Annotated in this window: 15 protein-coding genes; 10 read left to right on the top strand and 5 right to left on the bottom strand. The window is 64.3% G+C overall.

What is annotated here, in order from left to right; all coding sequences use genetic code 11:
• The first annotated feature begins 19 nt into the window (after window positions 1-19).
• The 5 genes from parE to ACF8SD_RS15860 all read left to right on the top strand — a co-directional run bounded on the left by parE (window position 20) and on the right by ACF8SD_RS15860 (window position 6574).
• Window positions 20-1924: a DNA topoisomerase IV subunit B gene (parE, locus tag ACF8SD_RS15880; protein ID WP_009681328.1), complete on the top strand. Its 1905-nt coding sequence runs from the start codon at window positions 20-22 to the stop codon at window positions 1922-1924.
• Window positions 1921-2907, top strand: a complete 987-nt coding sequence (locus tag ACF8SD_RS15875; RefSeq protein WP_392484564.1) for an esterase-like activity of phytase family protein — start codon at window positions 1921-1923, stop codon at window positions 2905-2907. Before parE ends, ACF8SD_RS15875 begins: the two co-directional genes overlap by 4 nt.
• A complete protein-coding gene (locus tag ACF8SD_RS15870; RefSeq protein ID WP_173891284.1) occupies window positions 2904-3422 on the top strand; it encodes a TIGR02281 family clan AA aspartic protease in 519 nt (172 codons plus the stop codon). The genes ACF8SD_RS15875 and ACF8SD_RS15870 overlap by 4 nt, the downstream gene beginning before the upstream one ends.
• 10 nt (window positions 3423-3432) lie before the next feature.
• A complete protein-coding gene (parC, locus tag ACF8SD_RS15865) occupies window positions 3433-5691 on the top strand; it encodes a DNA topoisomerase IV subunit A (protein ID WP_110676621.1) in 2259 nt (752 codons plus the stop codon).
• A 172-nt stretch (window positions 5692-5863) separates the two neighbouring features.
• Window positions 5864-6574: a membrane integrity-associated transporter subunit PqiC gene (locus ACF8SD_RS15860; RefSeq protein ID WP_173891283.1), complete on the top strand. Its 711-nt coding sequence runs from the start codon at window positions 5864-5866 to the stop codon at window positions 6572-6574.
• Between the two features lie 147 nt (window positions 6575-6721).
• On the opposite strand, the gene ACF8SD_RS15855 is transcribed toward ACF8SD_RS15860, so the two are convergent.
• A complete protein-coding gene (locus ACF8SD_RS15855) occupies window positions 6722-8188 on the bottom strand; it encodes a histidine kinase (protein ID WP_392484563.1) in 1467 nt (488 codons plus the stop codon).
• Window positions 8189-8322: 134 nt separating this feature from the next.
• Between ACF8SD_RS15855 and serB the strand changes: the two genes are divergently transcribed.
• Window positions 8323-9537, top strand: a complete 1215-nt coding sequence (gene serB, locus ACF8SD_RS15850; RefSeq protein WP_173891281.1) for a phosphoserine phosphatase SerB — start codon at window positions 8323-8325, stop codon at window positions 9535-9537.
• An 82-nt stretch (window positions 9538-9619) separates the two neighbouring features.
• Here serB and asd read toward each other — a convergent pair whose 3' ends face one another.
• Genes asd through ACF8SD_RS15835 form a run of 3 tightly spaced genes read right to left on the bottom strand, consistent with a single transcriptional unit; the run spans window position 9620 to window position 12882 of the window.
• The gene (asd, locus tag ACF8SD_RS15845) at window positions 9620-10483 is read right to left on the bottom strand and encodes an archaetidylserine decarboxylase (protein WP_029887865.1); all 864 of its coding nucleotides are present in this window, start codon (window positions 10481-10483) and stop codon (window positions 9620-9622) included.
• A 9-nt stretch (window positions 10484-10492) separates the two neighbouring features.
• Window positions 10493-11302 carry a rhodanese-like domain-containing protein gene (locus ACF8SD_RS15840; protein WP_392484562.1) on the bottom strand — a complete coding sequence of 270 codons (810 nt, stop codon included), beginning with the start codon at window positions 11300-11302 and terminating at the stop codon, window positions 10493-10495.
• A gap of 44 nt (window positions 11303-11346) precedes the next feature.
• On the bottom strand, window positions 11347-12882 hold the full coding sequence (locus ACF8SD_RS15835; protein ID WP_173891279.1) for an HDOD domain-containing protein: 1536 nt from the start codon (window positions 12880-12882) through the stop codon (window positions 11347-11349).
• 130 nt (window positions 12883-13012) lie between these two features.
• Here ACF8SD_RS15835 and motA point away from each other — a divergent pair, with 130 nt between their 5' ends.
• Complete coding sequence (gene motA, locus ACF8SD_RS15830; RefSeq protein ID WP_009681315.1) at window positions 13013-13864, top strand: flagellar motor stator protein MotA; 852 nt, start codon at window positions 13013-13015, stop codon at window positions 13862-13864.
• A 3-nt stretch (window positions 13865-13867) separates the two neighbouring features.
• Window positions 13868-14890 carry a flagellar motor protein MotB gene (gene motB / locus ACF8SD_RS15825; RefSeq protein ID WP_173891278.1) on the top strand — a complete coding sequence of 341 codons (1023 nt, stop codon included), beginning with the start codon at window positions 13868-13870 and terminating at the stop codon, window positions 14888-14890.
• A 76-nt stretch (window positions 14891-14966) separates the two neighbouring features.
• Here motB and rsgA read toward each other — a convergent pair whose 3' ends face one another.
• The gene (rsgA, locus tag ACF8SD_RS15820; RefSeq protein WP_173891277.1) at window positions 14967-15998 is read right to left on the bottom strand and encodes a small ribosomal subunit biogenesis GTPase RsgA; all 1032 of its coding nucleotides are present in this window, start codon (window positions 15996-15998) and stop codon (window positions 14967-14969) included.
• Window positions 15999-16155: 157 nt separating this feature from the next.
• Here rsgA and orn point away from each other — a divergent pair, with 157 nt between their 5' ends.
• Both orn and ACF8SD_RS15810 read left to right on the top strand, forming a co-directional pair.
• The gene (orn, locus tag ACF8SD_RS15815; protein ID WP_009681312.1) at window positions 16156-16698 is read left to right on the top strand and encodes an oligoribonuclease; all 543 of its coding nucleotides are present in this window, start codon (window positions 16156-16158) and stop codon (window positions 16696-16698) included.
• 91 nt (window positions 16699-16789) lie between these two features.
• Entirely contained in the window at window positions 16790-17401 is a 612-nt protein-coding gene (locus tag ACF8SD_RS15810; protein ID WP_003249516.1) for a trimeric intracellular cation channel family protein, read from the top strand.
• Window positions 17402-17571: the final 170 nt, after the last annotated feature.

Raw genomic sequence — 17571 nt, 5'->3', positions numbered from 1 at the left:
AGACTGACGACGAGACCCTATGGCCAATCCCAGCGCTAGCGCCTATAACGCAGACGCCATCGAAGTCCTCTCGGGCCTTGACCCGGTCCGCAAGCGGCCGGGCATGTACACCGACACCAGCCGCCCCAACCACCTGGCCCAGGAAGTGATCGACAACAGCGTCGACGAAGCCCTGGCCGGGCACGCCCGCTCCGTGCAGGTCATTCTGCATGCCGACCACTCGCTGGAAGTCAGCGACGACGGCCGTGGCATGCCGGTGGACATTCACCCCGAAGAGGGCGTGTCCGGGGTCGAGCTGATCCTGACCAAGCTGCACGCCGGCGGCAAGTTCTCCAACAAGAACTACCAGTTCTCCGGTGGCTTGCACGGCGTTGGCATCTCGGTGGTCAACGCCCTGTCGACCCAGGTGCGCGTGCGTGTCAAACGCGACGGCAATGAGTACCAGATGACCTTCGCCGACGGCTTCAAGGCCAGCGAGCTCGAAGTTGTCGGTTCGGTCGGCAAGCGCAACACCGGCACCAGCGTGTATTTCAGCCCCGACCCCAAGTATTTCGATTCGCCGAAATTCTCCATCAGCCGTCTCAAGCACGTGCTCAAGGCCAAGGCCGTGCTGTGCCCAGGCCTGCTGGTCAGCTTCGAGGACAAGGCCAGCGGCGAAAAGGTCGAATGGCACTACGAGGATGGCCTGCGTTCCTACCTGGTCGATTCGGTCAACGAGTTCCAGCGCCTGCCCGATGAGCCGTTCTGCGGCAGCCTGGCCGGTAACAAGGAAGCGGTAGACTGGGCCTTGTTGTGGCTCCCCGAAGGCGGCGACAGCATCCAGGAAAGCTACGTCAACCTGATCCCTACCGCCCAGGGTGGTACCCATGTCAATGGCCTGCGCCAGGGCCTGCTGGATGCCATGCGCGAGTTCTGCGAATTCCGCAACCTGCTGCCGCGCGGGGTCAAGCTGGCACCTGAAGACGTTTGGGAACGCATCACTTTCGTCCTTTCGATGAAGATGCAGGACCCGCAGTTCTCCGGGCAGACCAAAGAGCGGCTGTCTTCACGTGAGGCGGCGGCATTCGTCTCTGGCGTGGTCAAGGATGCCTTCAGCCTGTGGCTCAACGCCCACCCTGAACTGGGCATGCAACTGGCGGAGCTGGCCATCAGCAACGCCGGCCGCCGCCTCAAGGCCAGCAAGAAGGTCGAGCGCAAGCGCATCACCCAGGGCCCGGCATTGCCCGGCAAGCTGGCCGACTGCGCCGGCCAGGACCCGATGCGTGCCGAGCTGTTCCTGGTCGAGGGTGACTCGGCCGGTGGCTCGGCCAAGCAGGCCCGGGACAAGGAATTCCAGGCCATCCTGCCGCTGCGCGGCAAGATCCTCAACACCTGGGAAGTGGACGGCGGCGAAGTCCTGGCCAGCCAGGAAGTGCACAACATTGCCGTGGCCATCGGCGTCGATCCCGGTGCCACCGACCTGGCGCAACTGCGCTATGGCAAAATCTGCATCCTCGCCGACGCCGACTCCGACGGCCTGCACATTGCCACGCTGTTGTGCGCGCTGTTCGTGCAGCACTTCCGTGCACTGGTCGAGGCCGGGCACGTGTATGTGGCCATGCCGCCGCTGTACCGCATCGACCTGGGCAAGGAAATCTACTACGCCCTCGACGAAGCCGAGCGTGATGGCATTCTCGACCGCCTGGTGGCCGAGAAGAAACGCGGCAAACCCCAAGTCACCCGCTTCAAGGGTTTGGGCGAAATGAACCCGCCACAACTGCGTGAAACCACCATGGACCCGAATACCCGGCGCCTGGTGCAACTGACCCTGGACGACGTGCAGGCGACTTGCGAGCTGATGGACAAGCTGCTGGCCAAGAAGCGCGCCGGTGACCGCAAGAACTGGCTGGAAACCAAAGGTAACCTCGCCGAGGTCATGGTTTGATTCGTTTGCTTCTGGCGGCCTGGCTGGCGCTGGTTGCCCTGCCGGGCCTGGCGGGCGACTGGCCAGAGCTGAAGATGACTGCCGAGCACCCGATAGACGGTATGCGCGGTGGCAACCTGTCTGGTCTGGCAGTCTGCCGGGGGGCGTTATGGGGCGTGTCCGACCGCGACGATGACCGCATCTACCGCTTCGACCAGCAGAGCGCTACCTGGCGCGCGCAGGCGCTTGCCTTCACTGCACCGCCGGTGCCGGAAAGCGGCCTGCCGTGGGGCCTGAAGTCACGCAACTGGGCGGCGTCGTACATTCGCGGCGGCGCGCTGGACTTCGAAGGCATCACCTGCGACCAGGCAAACAACCTGTACCTGGTCAGCGAGGCCCACGCTGCGGTGCTGCAACTGCCGCCCGAAGGTGAGCCCGACTGGCTCAAGATCGACCCGGCCATGGTCCGTCAGGCGCGGGCCAGTGGCATGCTGCTGAACTTCAATGCGCTGTTTGAGGGGCTGGCAATCAACCCGGCGGGTGACCGCCTGTGGCTGGCGGCCGAGCGCGAGCGGCGTGGCCTGGTGGCCATCGAACGGCAGCAGTCGGTATGGACCTGCGGGCGCGGTTGCGTGCTGCTGAGCGAGGCCGGGGTCGAGATGCAGCCGCCGCAAATGCCAGAGGCCCGGGCCCTGTCGCGCGACTTTTCCGACCTCGCCTGGTTCGAGGGCAAGCTGTTCACCCTTGAGCGCAACGCCTACCGGATATGCCGGCGGGATGCCGACAGCGGCGAGGTCGAGCGCTGCTGGTCGTTCGCCGCCGAGGCGCTGGAGCCCATGCGCCGCTACGATCAGCCGTTCGGCCTGGCCGAGGCGCTGGTGATCGACGGCAAAGGCGCTTGGGTCGGGTTGGACAACAACAATGCTGACCGTGCCGATGGCGAGCGGCGCCCGATCGTGTGGCGCTTCGAGGCGCCTCAGGGCGGCTGGGGCGCCAAACCGTGAGCCAGGCACCGGGCAAGCGCGCAGGCCGGGTGCTGATGGTGCTTGCCTGGGCGGCTGCGCTGTTTCTGGCCACACGCTTTTTCGGCCAGTGGGAAGACAGCCAGCGCAACCCCAACCGCCAGGTGCAGTCGGAGCACGGCCAAGGTTTCATCGAGGTGCGCCTGCTGAGTAATGGCCAGGGGCATTTCGTGGTGGATGGCGCGATCAATGGCCAGGTGGTGCATTTCATGCTCGACACCGGGGCCACCGACGTCGCGATCCCCGAAGGGCTGGCCCGCGACTTGGGCCTGGCGCGTGGCAGCCCGGTGCTGCTGAGTACCGCCAATGGCCGCACCGAGGGCTACCGCACGCGGTTGGCCAGCTTGCAACTGGGCGACATACGCCTGCAGAACGTACGCGCCATCGTCGTGCCGGGCCTGGATGGCCCCACCGTGCTACTGGGCATGAGTGCCCTGCAACAACTTGAATTTACCCAGCGCGGTGGCACCATGCTGCTGCGCCAGAACCTGAAATAACGAGGCCCGCATGAGCGACTCACTGGAACTCAGCCTGGACGGCGTAGAACGCCGCTCGCTGGCTGACTTCACCGAACAGGCCTACCTCAACTACTCCATGTACGTGATCATGGACCGCGCCCTGCCGCATATCGGCGATGGCCTCAAGCCAGTGCAGCGGCGCATTGTCTACGCCATGAGCGAGTTGGGGCTCGATGCCGATGCCAAGCACAAGAAGTCGGCGCGTACCGTCGGTGACGTGCTCGGCAAGTTCCACCCCCATGGCGACTCGGCCTGCTATGAAGCCATGGTGCTGATGGCGCAGCCGTTCAGCTACCGCTACACACTGGTCGATGGCCAGGGCAACTGGGGTGCGCCGGACGATCCGAAGTCGTTCGCGGCCATGCGCTACACCGAGGCGCGGTTGTCCCGCTATGCCGAAGTGCTGCTCAGCGAAGTCGGCCAGGGCACCGTCGATTGGGTGCCCAACTTCGACGGCACCTTGCAGGAGCCCGCCGTGTTGCCGGCACGCCTGCCCAACATTCTGCTCAACGGCACCACCGGTATCGCCGTGGGCATGGCCACCGATGTGCCGCCGCACAACCTGCGTGAAGTGGCCAGCGCCTGCGTGCGCCTGCTCGACGAGCCCAAGGCCACCATCGAGCAGTTGTGCGAGCATATTCAAGGGCCGGACTACCCGACCGAGGCCGAAATCGTCACGCCGCGGGCCGAAATCCTCAAGATGTACGAAAGTGGCCGTGGCTCGATCCGCATGCGCGCCGTGTACCGCGTCGAGGACGGCGACATCGTTGTAACCGCGTTGCCCCACCAGGTGTCGGGGGCCAAGGTGCTGGAGCAGATCGCGGCGCAGATGCAGGCCAAGAAGCTGCCGATGGTGGCCGACCTGCGCGACGAGTCGGATCACGAAAACCCTTGCCGCATCGTCATCATCCCGCGGTCCAATCGTGTGGATGCCGACGAGCTGATGCAGCACCTGTTCGCCACAACCGACTTGGAAAGCAGCTACCGGGTCAACGTCAATATCATCGGCCTCGACGGCCGGCCGCAGCTGAAGAACCTGCGCACGATCCTGGTGGAATGGCTGGAGTTCCGCACCCATACCGTTCGTCGCCGGCTGCAGCACCGCCTGGACAAGGTCGAGAAGCGCCTGCACCTGCTGGACGGTTTGCTCACCGCGTTCCTCAACCTGGATGAAGTGATCCACATCATCCGCACCGAGGACCACCCCAAACAGGCGCTGATCGCGCGCTTCGGCCTGACCGAAATCCAGGCCGACTACATCCTCGAGACCCGCCTGCGGCAGTTGGCGCGTTTGGAAGAGATGAAAATCCGCGGCGAGCAGGACGAACTGCTAAAAGAGCAAGCCAAATTGCAGGCGCTGCTGGGCAGCGAAGCCAAACTGCGCAAGCTGGTGCGCAGCGAGCTGATCAAGGATGCCGAAACCTATGGCGACGACCGCCGCTCGCCTATCGTCGAGCGCGCCGAAGCCAAGGCGCTGTCGGAAAATGAGCTGATGCCGACCGAGCCGGTGACCGTGGTGCTGTCGGAAAAAGGCTGGATACGCTGTGCCAAGGGCCACGACATCGATGCGACCGGCTTGTCGTACAAGGCAGGCGACGGCTTCAAGGCCGCTGCTGCCGGCCGCTCCAACCAGTTTGCCGTGCTGATCGACTCGACCGGGCGCAGCTACTCGCTGGCCGCCCACAGCCTGCCTTCGGCGCGTGGTCAGGGTGAGCCGCTGACGGGGCGCCTGACGCCTCCGCCTGGGGCCACCTTCGATTGCGTGCTGCTGCCAGAGGACGATGCGCTGTACGTGGTCGCGTCCGACGCCGGCTACGGCTTCGTGGTCAAGGGTGAAGACCTGCAGGCCAAGAACAAGGCCGGCAAGGGTTTGCTCAGCCTGCCCAACGGCGCCAAGGTCATGACGCCGCGGCCGGTGGCCAACCGTGAGCAGGACTGGCTGGCGGCGGTGACCACCGAAGGCCGCCTGCTGGTGTTCAAGGTCAGCGACTTGCCACAGCTGGGTAAAGGCAAGGGCAACAAGATCATCGGTGTACCCGGCGACCGGGTCGCCAGCCGCGAAGAGTTCGTCACCGACCTGGCCGTGATCGCCGACGGGGCGACCCTTGTATTGCAGGCCGGCAAGCGTACCCTGTCTCTGAAGCCCGACGACCTTGAACACTACAAGGGCGAGCGTGGCCGGCGTGGCAGCAAGCTGCCGCGTGGGTTCCAGCGCGTCGATAGCTTGCAGGTGGAAGTGCCGGCGTAACCGGTGGAAATGTCTGGAACGGCAATTACAGCGCCGTTCCGGGCAGAAACACTGGAGTCGGACGGTTATTTCGCGGATGATATGGCCCTTGTGGCGCCGGCGTGGTCGTGTGCCCGTTTGAATTTATATGTATCACTGCGGTGTGCCTGTAGGCAGCCGCCTGGATGGGATGATGAAATTTCTGCGCCTTCCACTTGCGCTGTTGATGACTGGCCTGCTGGGGCTGGGCGGGTGCACCATGCACCAGCCTGTCGCCTTGTACCAGCTCGACAGTGGTGATCCTGGCCAGCCGTCGCAGAGTGCGGGCATGGCCGTTGTACTCGGGCCGGTATCGGTGGCCGATTACCTGCAGCGCGAGACGTTCCTGCAGCGCCAGGCCGATGGCAGCCTGAGCGCGGCGACCGACGGTCGTTGGGCGGGTAGCCTGTCGTCGGACATCGACCAGTTGCTGGTGCGCCAGCTGGCCTGGCGCCTGGACAGCCAGCGTGTGGTACTGGCCCCGGCAACGGCCGGTTTCACGCCGGATGTACAGGTGCTGCTGTCGATTACCCGCCTGGACTCGGGCAAGGACCAACCGGCCATCCTAGACGCCCAGTGGCGCCTGCTGGACCGCCGTGGCCGCGTGCGTGACAACCGTATCGTTCACCTGGAACAGCCACATGAGGGCAGCGAGTCGTCGCAGGTACAGGCCCAGGGCCAATTGCTGCAGAAGCTGGCCGAGCAGCTGAGCACGGCGGTGAAGCCGCTGGCCAACCAACCGGCAATTGCTGAAGACACGCCGAAAAAGCCGGCTGCACCGGTGCAGGTGAAGAAGGCGCCGGAGAAGTCCAAGATCCCGATGGCCTCGCCGATTCGCACCGATATGGAAGTCTATCGGTTCTGACCTAACCGCCAGGTGCAAAAAAGCCCGCGATGCTGCGGGCTTTTTCATGTCTGCGTCAAACCATTGCGGAGCTTGGCTGGGGCGCTGGACGCGCGGCCTTGCGTTGCTAAGGGGCTGCGCGGCAACCCCAGTGCCCAGCGCAGCCTGTCAGGCCCTACGCTCGTGCATGCGCGCCAGTTGCCGTTCCAGCATCGACGGGTACGGTTCCAGCAGGCGCTCCACGCAGCAGGCGCCCTCAGGGCTGGCAATCGGGCGAATGCGTGCGCGCTGGCGAATCAGTGCGTCATCGCTGATCTGCCGCTCCACCAGCAACAGGTTGCGGCTGTGCTGCGACAGCGCCAGGGCATCCTGGGCTTTTTCGGCGATCAACACGTCTACCAGCTCCAGCCCATGCAGATCGTTGCCCAGCACCAGGCCAAGCTGCAATTGCAAGGTGATGCCGCTGTCGGCCACTTCGATCTGCAGGGCATGGCCCAGGGCGCGCAACAGCTCGCCGCAGCAGATGGCGTTGGTCAGGTAGTCCTCGCCACATACGCGGCTGTGGAACAGCACCAGGGTGCTGCCATCGTTGAGTGTGTGCGTTTCGCCGTCGTACAGCGATGCGGCATGCTCCAGGCAGTCACGGTAACGCTCGGTCAGCTCGGTCAGGCGGGTGCGCGGCAGACGCCGCAGTTGCTCCTGGGAGCCCAGCTGCACGGCGAGGATGGCGCTGAAGTGCGGTTCGTCGGATTCGTCTACCACTGCGGTTCTTGGCCCAGTGTCGTCGTCGAGCAGGCTGGCGAATGCTTCGTCATCTTCCTCGTCTGGCACTGCGGCGACCTTGGCGCGCGGCGCGGCCTTGAGTGCCGGGCTGGCGTGCTGCGGGTCGTCGAACGGTTCATCGTCGTCTTCCTCAGGCTCTGGCTCCGGCTCTGGTGGCGGCGGTGGCGCCAGGCGCGCATGCAGCTGGCGGGCGATGTCGCCGATTTCATCCTGGCGGTCGGTGGCCGGGGTGTAGTACTGCGGGTCGCGCAGCCATACCCGCAACTGCAGCAACGGCAGGGTGATGTAGCGGCCCTGACGCAAGCTGAGCGCCAAGGCCAGCGCCAGCAGGATGGCCGCCAGAATGCCCATGCTTTGCAGGCTGATCAGCATGGGCTGCTGGAATTGGCTCATGTCCAGGCTGATGCGCAGCTGCCCGGCAGCCACGTCCTGGAAGCTGATCTTGGTCTGGTACACGCCTTCGGCCTCGCCCAGCAGGCTATTGCGCGGGCGTTGCCCGGCTTCGGCGAGGATGCGGTTGTCCACGCTGTAGATGGCCGCATGGGCCACCAGCGGGTTTTTCACCAGGTTGCCCAGCAGCACGTTGAGGCTGAGGATATCGTTGGCTACCAGCAGTTCGGTCGCCGAAGTGGCCGTTTGCGTGGTCAGGCTCTGGCCGAGGGCGTCGGCCTGCTCGTGCATGGCCTGCTTGAACTGCAGGCCCATCACACAGGCGTAGATCACCAGTGCCAGCGCCACCAGAAAGATGTTGGTGCAGGCGATGCGCAGTGCCAGCGGCACGCGACGTTGACTCAGGGCACGATAGATCATCAGGAAGAAGTTGTCTGGTTTGACGGGCGTGGGCCGGTTCACAGAGCTCGGCTCTTAATGGCAAGAAAGTGGGGGGAGTATAGCGAGCCGGGTTTTGTCGGCAAAGTATCGTTGGCGCCCGATGGTCATGGAAAGTCGGTAGAATGCGCATTTTTCATCGAAGTCGGAGCCAGGTTGTGCGCGAAATCGTCCTGATCAACATCACCGGTGAGGACCGTCCCGGTCTCACTGCGGCAATCACCGGCGTCCTGCTGCAGGGCGGTGTGAGTATCCTCGACATCGGCCTGGCGGTCATGCACGGCACCCTGTCGTTCGGCATCCTGGTCGATATCCCTGACAACGAAGTGGCAACTGCCCTGCTGCAGGGTGTGCAAGCCAAGGCCCACGAGCTGAACCTGCAGGCCCGTTATACGCCGATTTCCGAGGCGGACTACCAGCACTGGGCCGACGGCCACGGTGAGGCGCGCCATGTGGTGACCCTGCTCAGCCGCAAGATCACCCCCGAGCAACTGCAACGGGTCAGTGCGGTGATCAGCCAGTACGGCCTGACGATCGAACGCATCGAGCGGCTGTCGGCCCGGGTGGCGCTGGACGCCGACACCGGCAAGGGCAAGGCGGCGGTCGAGATATCCGTGCGTGGAGTGCCGAGCGATGCCCAGGCCCTGCGTGCCGATTTCTTCGCCCTGGCGCAGGCGCTGAGCGTCGACATTGCCTTCCAGAAAGACGACCTGTTCCGCCGCAACCGCCGCCTGGCGGTATTCGACATGGATTCGACGCTGATCGAGGCCGAGGTCATCGACGAACTGGCCAAGGCGGCTGGCGTGGGCGAGCAGGTGGCTGCCATCACCGAACGGGCCATGCGTGGCGAACTGGACTTCCGCGCCAGTTTCAAGGAGCGCATGGCCTTGCTCAAGGGCCTGGATGTGGGCGTGCTGGACGAAATCGGCGCCTCGCTGCGCCTGACCGAAGGCGCGGAAAACCTGTTCGCCGAGCTCAAGCGCCTGGGTTACAAGACTGCCATTCTGTCCGGTGGGTTTACCTATTTTGCCCGCCAGGTGCAGGCGCGCCTGGGTATCGACTATGTGTTCGCCAACGAGCTGGAAGTGGTGGATGGCAAGGTGACTGGTGTGGCGGTCGAGCCGATTGTCGATGCCCAGCGCAAGGCCGAACTGCTGCAGAAACTGGCCAGCGATGAGGGCTTGCAACTGGAACAGACCATTGCCGTGGGCGATGGCGCCAACGACCTGCCAATGCTGGCGCTGGCCGGCCTGGGCGTGGCATTTCGCGCCAAGCCGCTGGTGCGCCAGTCGGCCAAGCAGGCGATTTCTACCCTGGGCCTGGACGGCGTGTTGTACCTGTTGGGCTTGCGCGACCGCGACGCGCGCGGCTGATCGGGAAATCTGGGGCTGCTTTGCAGCCCTTCGCGGGCATGCCCGCGAAGGGCCGCGAAGCGGCCCAGCTTTTATCAGGCCATCAAGCCTGCACAGGCGCCGCCAGCTGCTGCCCCATGCGCACGGCAGACCCGGCACCCAGGCTCTCGGCCCACTTCACCTGCTGCGGCCCGAACAACACGATGGCCGTCGAACCCAGCTTGAAGCGCCCCAGCTCGGCACCTTTCTCCAGGTGGATCGGCGCACGGCTGGCGTCGTCGTATCGGAAGGTCTTGAGCTCACGCTTGGGCGGCGTCACCAGGCCAGCCCACACGGTCTCGATCGAAGCAACGATCATCGCACCCACCAGCACCACGGCCATCGGCCCGCGTTCGGTGTCGAACAGGCAGACCACCCGCTCGTTGCGGGCGAACAGCTCGGGCACGTTTTCAGCAGTGGTCTGGTTCACCGAGAACAGGCGGCCCGGCACGTAGACCATCTCGCGCAGGGTGCCGGCCAGCGGCATGTGCACGCGGTGGTAGTCCTTGGGCGACAAGTAGATGGTGGCAAACTCACCGCCCATGAACGGGGCGGCCAGCGCCGGGTCACCGCCCAGCAGCTCCTGCGCGCTGAAACCGTGGCCTTTGGCCTGGAAGATGCGGCCATGCTCGATCGGGCCAAGCTGGCTCACGGCGCCGTCGGCGGGGCACAGGATGGCGCCCGGGGTTTCATCCAGCGGGCGGGCGCCCGGCTTCAGGGCGCGGGTGAAGAATGCGTTGAAGTGCTCGTAGGCGCTCAGGTCTTCGACCAGCGCCTGGCTCATGTCGACCTGGTAGCGCTTGGCGAACCAGGCGGTGAAGGCGTTCTTGAACCAGCGCACGCGGCACTCGGCGACGCAGCCGGCCAGCCGCGACAGCAGGTGGTGCGGCAGCAGGTACTGGCTGATGATGAACAGACGGGATTTCATGCAGGTTCCTTAAACTTCTACAGGCGTGTCCGGGTGGTTGCCCCATTCGCTCCACGAGCCGGCATAAGCCTTGACGCGTGGGTAGCCGAGGGCCTTGGCCACCAAATAGGTGAAACCGGAACGGCGGTGGGACTGGCAATGGGTAACCACCTCCTTGTCGGAGGTGATGCCCAGGCTTTGCAGCACTTCGGCGATATCCTCGCGGATCCGCAGGTGGTCGTTGAGGTCCATGCCGGCGGTCCACTCGAAGTTGACCGCACCAGGGATGTGACCGCCCTTGGCCGACAACACTTTTTCGCCGTTGAATTCCTGTGGGGCGCGTGCGTCCCAGATCACCAGGTCATCGGCGCCCAGGCGGCTTTGCAGGTACTCGCGGGTGGCTGTAGGTGCAGTGTCGAGGTGCAGGTGCACCGGGGCGGTGCCGCTTGCGGGCACTTCGGTGGACAGCTTGTCGGCTGGCCAGGCCTGGATACCGCCATTGAGGTAGTGGTAGCGCGTATGGCCGATCACGTCGAGCAGCCAGATGAAACGCCCCGCCCAACCACCGCCTTCATCGTCATACACCACGTAGACGGCATCATCGCGGTGGCCGAGTTCGCTGAACAGTTTTTCCAGTTCGCCCAGGGGCGGCAGCAGACCAGGGGCCGGTGGCTGGCCAAGCTGGGTGCGCTTGCCCTCGACAAAGCGGGCGCCGGGGATATGCCCGCTGACATAGCAGTTGGCGCTGCTCAGGTCGACCAAGATCAACTGCGGTGAATCCAGGCGCGGCAGCAGGTCTGCAGCTTCGATCACCAGGGGCAGGCCGGAAAAGTCGGTCATCCACGGTCTCCAGAGTGGAAAGAGGAGCGATTGTAGCGCAAGGCTCAGGCTTTGCGGTTGGCGAACAGCGACAGTGCCCGCTCGATGCATTGCACGGTTTTGCCGAAGGCTTGCACGCTGATATCGGTCATGGGCCTGCAAGCCTGGTCGGCCACCAGCAGCATGAGCACCTGATCGTTCACCGCCAGCGAGCGCAGCAGCACATGCTCACTGCGGAACAGGGCGCGCAGCGGTGCTGGCAGCAGGGCGGCGAACTGGCTGTGGTTCTGCGGGGTGATGCGCAGCTGCCCGGCCTGGCTCATCAGTTTCTGCAGCAGTTTGTTCTGCGCCACCTGCAGGGCCAGGCCCGCGGCCTCCTTGGGCAAGCCGGCGGTCTGCTGCACGCGCAGGGTATCGGTGCTCTTGTCCAGGCTCAGCAGCATGATGCGTTGCATGCCGCAGGCCAGCAGGGCCTCTTGTGCCTGGGTGGCCAGGTGCACGGTATTGGTGAACGGGCTGGGTTGCGCCAGCAGGTGCTGGCACAGTGTGCGCCAGCGCGCCAGCTCTTCACTGCTGGGCGGTGGCGCCGCCAGCATGTCTGGGTGCGGGCGGCGCTGGTGCCACGGCCATATCAGGGCCTCGGCTGGATGGAACAGTGCATGCCGGGCATGGCGACGGGCGCTGGCGGCTGCCTGCTGGTGAACTTGTTGCTGCACGTCTTCCAGCGAAGTCTGCAGGTACAGGGCGGTCAGCAGCTGCCAGCGCAACAGGTGCGGGTTGTCCCAGCCGACCTGCGCCGCCAGGGCCAGGTTGTTGGCCAGCAATACGGTATTGGCCGGCTGGTTGAACCAGCGCCGCAGGCCGGGCTCTGCGTCCAGGCGGTGTTGCTGGCTGAGCAGGTCTTCGTCGCGGGCGATGCTCAGCACCTGGGCCAGTTGCTCGCGCTCTTCCAGCAGCAGGCGGTAACCCTGGGTCACCCACTGCGGCAGGCGCCAGTATTCGGCCATGGTCTGGCACAGCGCCATTATGCGCACGCCAAACAGTTCTTCCTCGACATGAGCGGCCTCTTCACCCTTGTGGATCACCCGCAGCTCCCAGGTGTCGAGCAGCTTCGGGTAGGCCAGCGCCAGCGGCCAGAGGGGCGACAGGAACAGCAGGCTGCCCCAGTGGATTTCCTGCCACAGCCGCGCCAGGCGGCTGGCGAACAGGCCGCTGGCCTGCTGCGCTGCGTGCTGGCTGATCATCTGGAACTGGCACAGAACCGGTGGGATTTCTTCAACAGGCACTGCTGGCAGGCGCTTGAGCAACAGCTCGCTGCGCTCCAGGCCGAGCCGGTTGAGGGCCACTTCAAGGCTTTCGGCCGGTTCGGCCATGCTGGCGTTGGTGGCGTGGTTGGCTTCACGCATCACCGACAACACCAGCGCCGGGCTATCTTGCATCAGTTCGGCGATGTCGCGCAGCGAGCGGCGGCTATCGTGGATGGCCGCCATGACCCGGTCGTAGCTGTGCTTCGGCACCGGGATGCGAACACTCTCGAGCAGCTTGACCCAGGCCTCTAGCGTTCGCGGAGCCTGAGCGGGCACCTTGGTTTCAATTGGCATTTTGACATCAGTCCGAACTGGCTTTTCGCATTGTGTGGCTATAGTCTGGCGCAGTTCTGCCGATAAGTAGAAGAAGAGTTTTACAGCTCTCGTCTCTTCCCCTGACCACGACAGCAAGTGCTTTGAACCTATGGCTAAAATTATCGGCATCATCGTCGTATTCGCGAGCGTGCTCGGCGGCTACGTGCTTTCCCACGGCAAGATCGCGGCGCTGATCCAGCCGTTCGAAGTACTGATCATCGGCGGTGCGGCCTTTGGTGCATTCCTGCAGGCCAACCCTGGCTACATGACCATGCACGTCATCAAGAAGTCGATGAAGATGTTCGGCTCGCGCTTCAGCCATGCGTTTTACCTTGAAGTGCTGGGGCTGGTGTACGAAATCCTCAACAAGAGCCGTCGCGAAGGCATGATGGCCATCGAGGCCGACATCGAAGACGCCGCCGCCAGCCCGATTTTCGCCAAGTACCCCACGGTACTGGCCGATGAGCGCATGACCGCGTTCGTCTGCGACTACCTGCGCATCATGTCTACCGGCAACATGGCCCCGCACGAGCTCGAGGGCCTGTTCGACATGGAGCTGCTGAGCATGAAGGAAGAGCTTGAGCACCCGTCCCATGCGGTGACCGGCATCGCCGATGGCATGCCCGGCTTCGGTATCGTAGCGGCGGTGCTGGGTATCGTGGTGACCATGGCCTCGCTGGGTGATGGGGACCAGGCGGCCATCGGCATGCACGTGGGGGCGGCGCTGGTCGGTACGTTCTTCGGTATTCTCGCGGCTTACGGCTTCTTCGGCCCGCTGGCCAAGTGCCTGGAGCACGACGCCAAGGAAGAGCTGAACCTGTACGAGTCGATCAAGGCATCGCTGGTGGCCTCGGCTTCGGGCATGCCGCCGTCGCTGGCGGTCGAGTTCGGGCGCAAGGTGCTGTACCCCAAGCACCGCCCAAGCTTCGCCGAGCTGGAACAAGCGGTTCGCGGTCGCTGATTCATGGAGAACAATCAGCCCATCATCGTCAAGCGCGTCAAGCGCTTTGGCGGCGGCCACCACGGCGGCGCCTGGAAAATCGCCTTTGCCGACTTCGCCACGGCGATGATGGCGTTCTTCCTGGTGCTGTGGCTGTTGTCCACGGCCACGCCTGAGCAGAAGATCGCCATTGCCGGTTACTTCCAGGACCCGATTGGGTTCTCCGAAAGTGGTACGCCCTACGTCATCGACCTGGGTGGTTCCCCCGAAATGGCGCCGGACAAAACCATCAACCCGGAAGTGAAAACCGAGCCCACGCAGCCGTCGCCCACCCAGCTGGACAAGGACCAGGTGGAGACCATGGCCGAGCAGGTCGAGCGCGAGCGCCTTGAATTGCTGTTGCAGGAGCTGCAGAACAAGGTCGAAGAGAACCCGCAACTGCAGAAGTTCAAAGACCAGATCCTGTTCGAGATCACCCAGGATGGCCTGCGTATCCAGATCATGGACGCCGAGAACCGTCCGATGTTCGATATCGGCAGTGCGCGCCTGCAGCCGTACTTCGAAGATATTCTGTTGGCCATGGCCGACACCATCAAGGCAGTGCCCAACAAGATCAGCATCAGCGGCCACACCGATGCCAAACCGTATGCCGGCACTGGCGAGTTCGGCAACTGGGAGCTGTCGGCCAACCGCGCCAATGCCGCACGCCGGGCATTGGTAGCAGGTGGGTACCCGGACGGCCAGGTGGCTCGGGTGGTGGGGTATGCATCGTCATCGCTGTTCGACCGCAAAAACCCGTTCAACCCGGTAAACCGCCGCATCGACATCATCGTGCTGACCAAGAAAGCCCAGCGCAACATCGAGGGTGAGCAGGGCGAGCAGGGTGCACCGCAAGCACCGGCAGCCCCGCCTGCGGCCCCACCGGCCAGTGGCGCGGCGCCCGGTGCCGGGGCCGGTCAGGCGCCGATGCAACCACGTGAACTGCGCCAGAAGCTGAACATCTTCGAGGATGGCACGCTGAAGATGGACGAGAGCAAGGAGCAGTAGGCCCCGCGAAACCTTGCACGGCGCTTTGCAGGGCCGTGCGGGCGGGCCTCGCAGCGTAAAAAGGCTTACCGCCCGGTCAGTAGCTGTCTTCCGTCAGGCTGGCGATGATCGAGCGGTAGCTGTTCATGCGTTGCTGCGAGATCCGGCCATCGTCCAGCGCCTTGAGCAACGCGCAGCCGGGCTCGCGGTCATGTTTGCAATCGCGGAAGCGGCAGGTGCCGAACAGGTCGCGGAACTCGATGAAGCCATCCTCCACATCGCTGCGGCTGACGTGGCCAAGGCCGAATTCGCGGATGCCCGGCGAGTCGATAAGGTCGCCGCCATTAGGGAAATGGTACAGCCGCGCGGTGGTGGTGGTGTGGGTACCCTGGCCCGACCATTCCGACAGGTCGCCGACGCGGGTGCCGGCCTCTGGCAGCAGGCTGTTGACCAGCGAAGACTTGCCCACACCCGACTGGCCGACGAACACGCTGATGTGCCCGTCAAGTTGCTGCTGCAGGCGTTGCATGCCATCACCGTGGTGGGCAGATACCTCCAGCAGCGGGTAGCCCAGCTCGCGGTAGACCTCGAGCAGCGCCCGCAGGCCGGGGCCGTTCTCGGCGTTGATCAGGTCGGCCTTGTTCAACAGCAGCAGCGGGCGCAGGCCTGCATGCTCGGCAGCGACCAGGTAACGGTCGATCAGGTTCGGGTGCGGTTCCGGGGCCGGGGCAAACACGATCACGATGAGGTCGACGTTGGCGGCGACCGGTTTCAACTGGCCATGGTTGTTCGGCCGGCAAAGTTCGGTGCTGCGTGGCATCTGCGCCACGATCACGCCTATGCCCTGGTTGCCTGCACGCCATACCACGCGGTCGCCAGTGACCAGTGCTGGCAGGTTGGCGCGCAAGTGGCAGCGGAACACCTGGCCTGCAACGTCGCCATCTTGGGCCTCTACCTCGACCTGCACGCCAAAGTGGGCAATCACCAGGCCCAGTTGTTCCGGCCCCAGGTCGCCACCTTCCAGTTCCTGCAGCACATGCTGCTCGCGTTTGGCCGCGCGAGCAGCTCGCTCGCCCTGGATTTTTTCGATGCGCCAGTTCTGGCGGCGATTGAGCTGGCGTTTGGCCATGAACATTCCGTGAGAAGGGCCCGGGTCAGGGCATTGAAAACGGCAGGCAGTTTAGCACGCCAGGCGGTGCACCATTGTGCTTGTGTGACCGGCATGCGGTGAATGGGCGTGGCTGGGCCACTAGGCTAATATGACGGGCTATATGAGGAGCTTCTGCATGCAAAACCCACAGAACCTGATCTGGATCGACCTGGAAATGACCGGCCTCGATCCGGACAGCGACGTCATCATCGAAATGGCCACCATTGTCACCGACAGCGAGCTGAACACCCTGGCCGAAGGCCCGGTGATCGCCATCCACCACAGCGATGAAGTACTGGCCCGCATGGACGAGTGGAACACCCGCACCCATGGAGCGTCTGGTCTGACCCAGCGTGTGCGCGACAGCAAGGTCGGCATGGCCGAGGCCGAGGCCCAGACCATTGCTTTCCTCGAGCAGTGGGTGCCCAAAGGCAAATCGCCGATCTGCGGCAACAGCATCTGCCAGGACCGTCGCTTCCTCTACCGGCACATGCGCAACCTGGAAAACTACTTCCACTACCGCAACCTGGATGTCTCGACCCTGAAAGAACTGGCAGCGCGCTGGGCGCCGGACGTGCGTGACAGCTTCAAGAAAGGCAATACGCACCTGGCGCTGGACGACATTCGCGAATCGATTGCCGAGCTGCGCCACTACCGGGAGCATTTCATCAAGGTGTGAACCGTTACGGCGCAGATATTCTGGCTGCGCCCCCTTTTGGTGCCTTGGGCAACTGGTTAGACTGCGCGCCTTTCCCGCACGGACCCGCACCATGTTGCTGATGCTCTACCTCATTGCCATCACTGCCGAAGCCATGACCGGTGCGTTGTCTGCCGGGCGTCGCGGCATGGACTGGTTCGGCGTGGTGCTGATCGCCTGTGTTACCGCCCTGGGTGGCGGGTCGGTGCGCGATGTGTTGCTCGGGCACTACCCGCTGACCTGGGTGAAACACCCCGAGTACTTGGTGTTGACCAGCTTTGCTGCCCTGTTGACCATTTTCATCGCGCCGATGATGCGCCGCCTGCGCTCGCTGTTCCTGGTGCTCGACGCACTGGGGCTGGTGGCGTTTACCCTGATTGGCTGCATGACGGCGCTGGAAATGGGGCAGGGCATGCTGGTGGCCTCGATCAGCGGAGTGATTACCGGTGTGTTCGGCGGGATCTTGCGCGATATTTTCTGCAACGACATCCCACTGGTGTTCCGCCGCGAGCTGTACGCCAGCGTGTCGTTCGCCGCGGCGTGGTTCTACCTGGGCTGCGTGTATTTCAAGGTGCCGGCGGAGCAGGCGATGCTGCTGACCCTCTTTGGCGGGTTTCTGGTGCGCTTGCTGGCGATTCGTTTCCATTGGGAAATGCCCAAGTTCCACTACAACGACCAGCAGTAAACCTGCCCCAGGCCCGGCGCGGTCCCTGTAGGAGCGGGCATGCCCGCGAACACCGGCGCAGCCGGTGCCAGCCACCGAGTTGCCTGCTTCGCGGGCGCGCCCGCTCTCACAACGACCAGCAGTAAACCTGCCCCAGGCCCGGAGCGGTCCCTGTAGGAGCGGGCATGCCC

This window comes from Pseudomonas sp. CJQ_9 (genome assembly GCF_043106615.1).
Classification (GTDB): domain Bacteria; phylum Pseudomonadota; class Gammaproteobacteria; order Pseudomonadales; family Pseudomonadaceae; genus Aquipseudomonas; species Aquipseudomonas juntendi.
This window is presented reverse-complemented; position numbering and strand designations above follow the sequence as displayed.

Excerpts from the sequence above, each read along its gene's own strand:
- ACF8SD_RS15835 (WP_173891279.1), bottom strand. The coding sequence starts at position 12,882 with ATGCCAATTGAAACCAAGGTGCCCGCTCAGGCTCCGCGAACGCTAGAG.
- parC (WP_110676621.1), top strand. The coding sequence starts at position 3,433 with ATGAGCGACTCACTGGAACTCAGCCTGGACGGCGTAGAACGCCGCTCG.
- orn (WP_009681312.1), top strand. The coding sequence starts at position 16,156 with ATGCAAAACCCACAGAACCTGATCTGGATCGACCTGGAAATGACCGGC.
- ACF8SD_RS15860 (WP_173891283.1), top strand. The coding sequence starts at position 5,864 with ATGAAATTTCTGCGCCTTCCACTTGCGCTGTTGATGACTGGCCTGCTG.
- rsgA (WP_173891277.1), bottom strand. The coding sequence starts at position 15,998 with ATGGCCAAACGCCAGCTCAATCGCCGCCAGAACTGGCGCATCGAAAAA.
- motB (WP_173891278.1), top strand. The coding sequence starts at position 13,868 with ATGGAGAACAATCAGCCCATCATCGTCAAGCGCGTCAAGCGCTTTGGC.
- ACF8SD_RS15810 (WP_003249516.1), top strand. The coding sequence starts at position 16,790 with ATGTTGCTGATGCTCTACCTCATTGCCATCACTGCCGAAGCCATGACC.
- motA (WP_009681315.1), top strand. The coding sequence starts at position 13,013 with ATGGCTAAAATTATCGGCATCATCGTCGTATTCGCGAGCGTGCTCGGC.
- parE (WP_009681328.1), top strand. The coding sequence starts at position 20 with ATGGCCAATCCCAGCGCTAGCGCCTATAACGCAGACGCCATCGAAGTC.
- asd (WP_029887865.1), bottom strand. The coding sequence starts at position 10,483 with ATGAAATCCCGTCTGTTCATCATCAGCCAGTACCTGCTGCCGCACCAC.
- ACF8SD_RS15840 (WP_392484562.1), bottom strand. The coding sequence starts at position 11,302 with ATGACCGACTTTTCCGGCCTGCCCCTGGTGATCGAAGCTGCAGACCTG.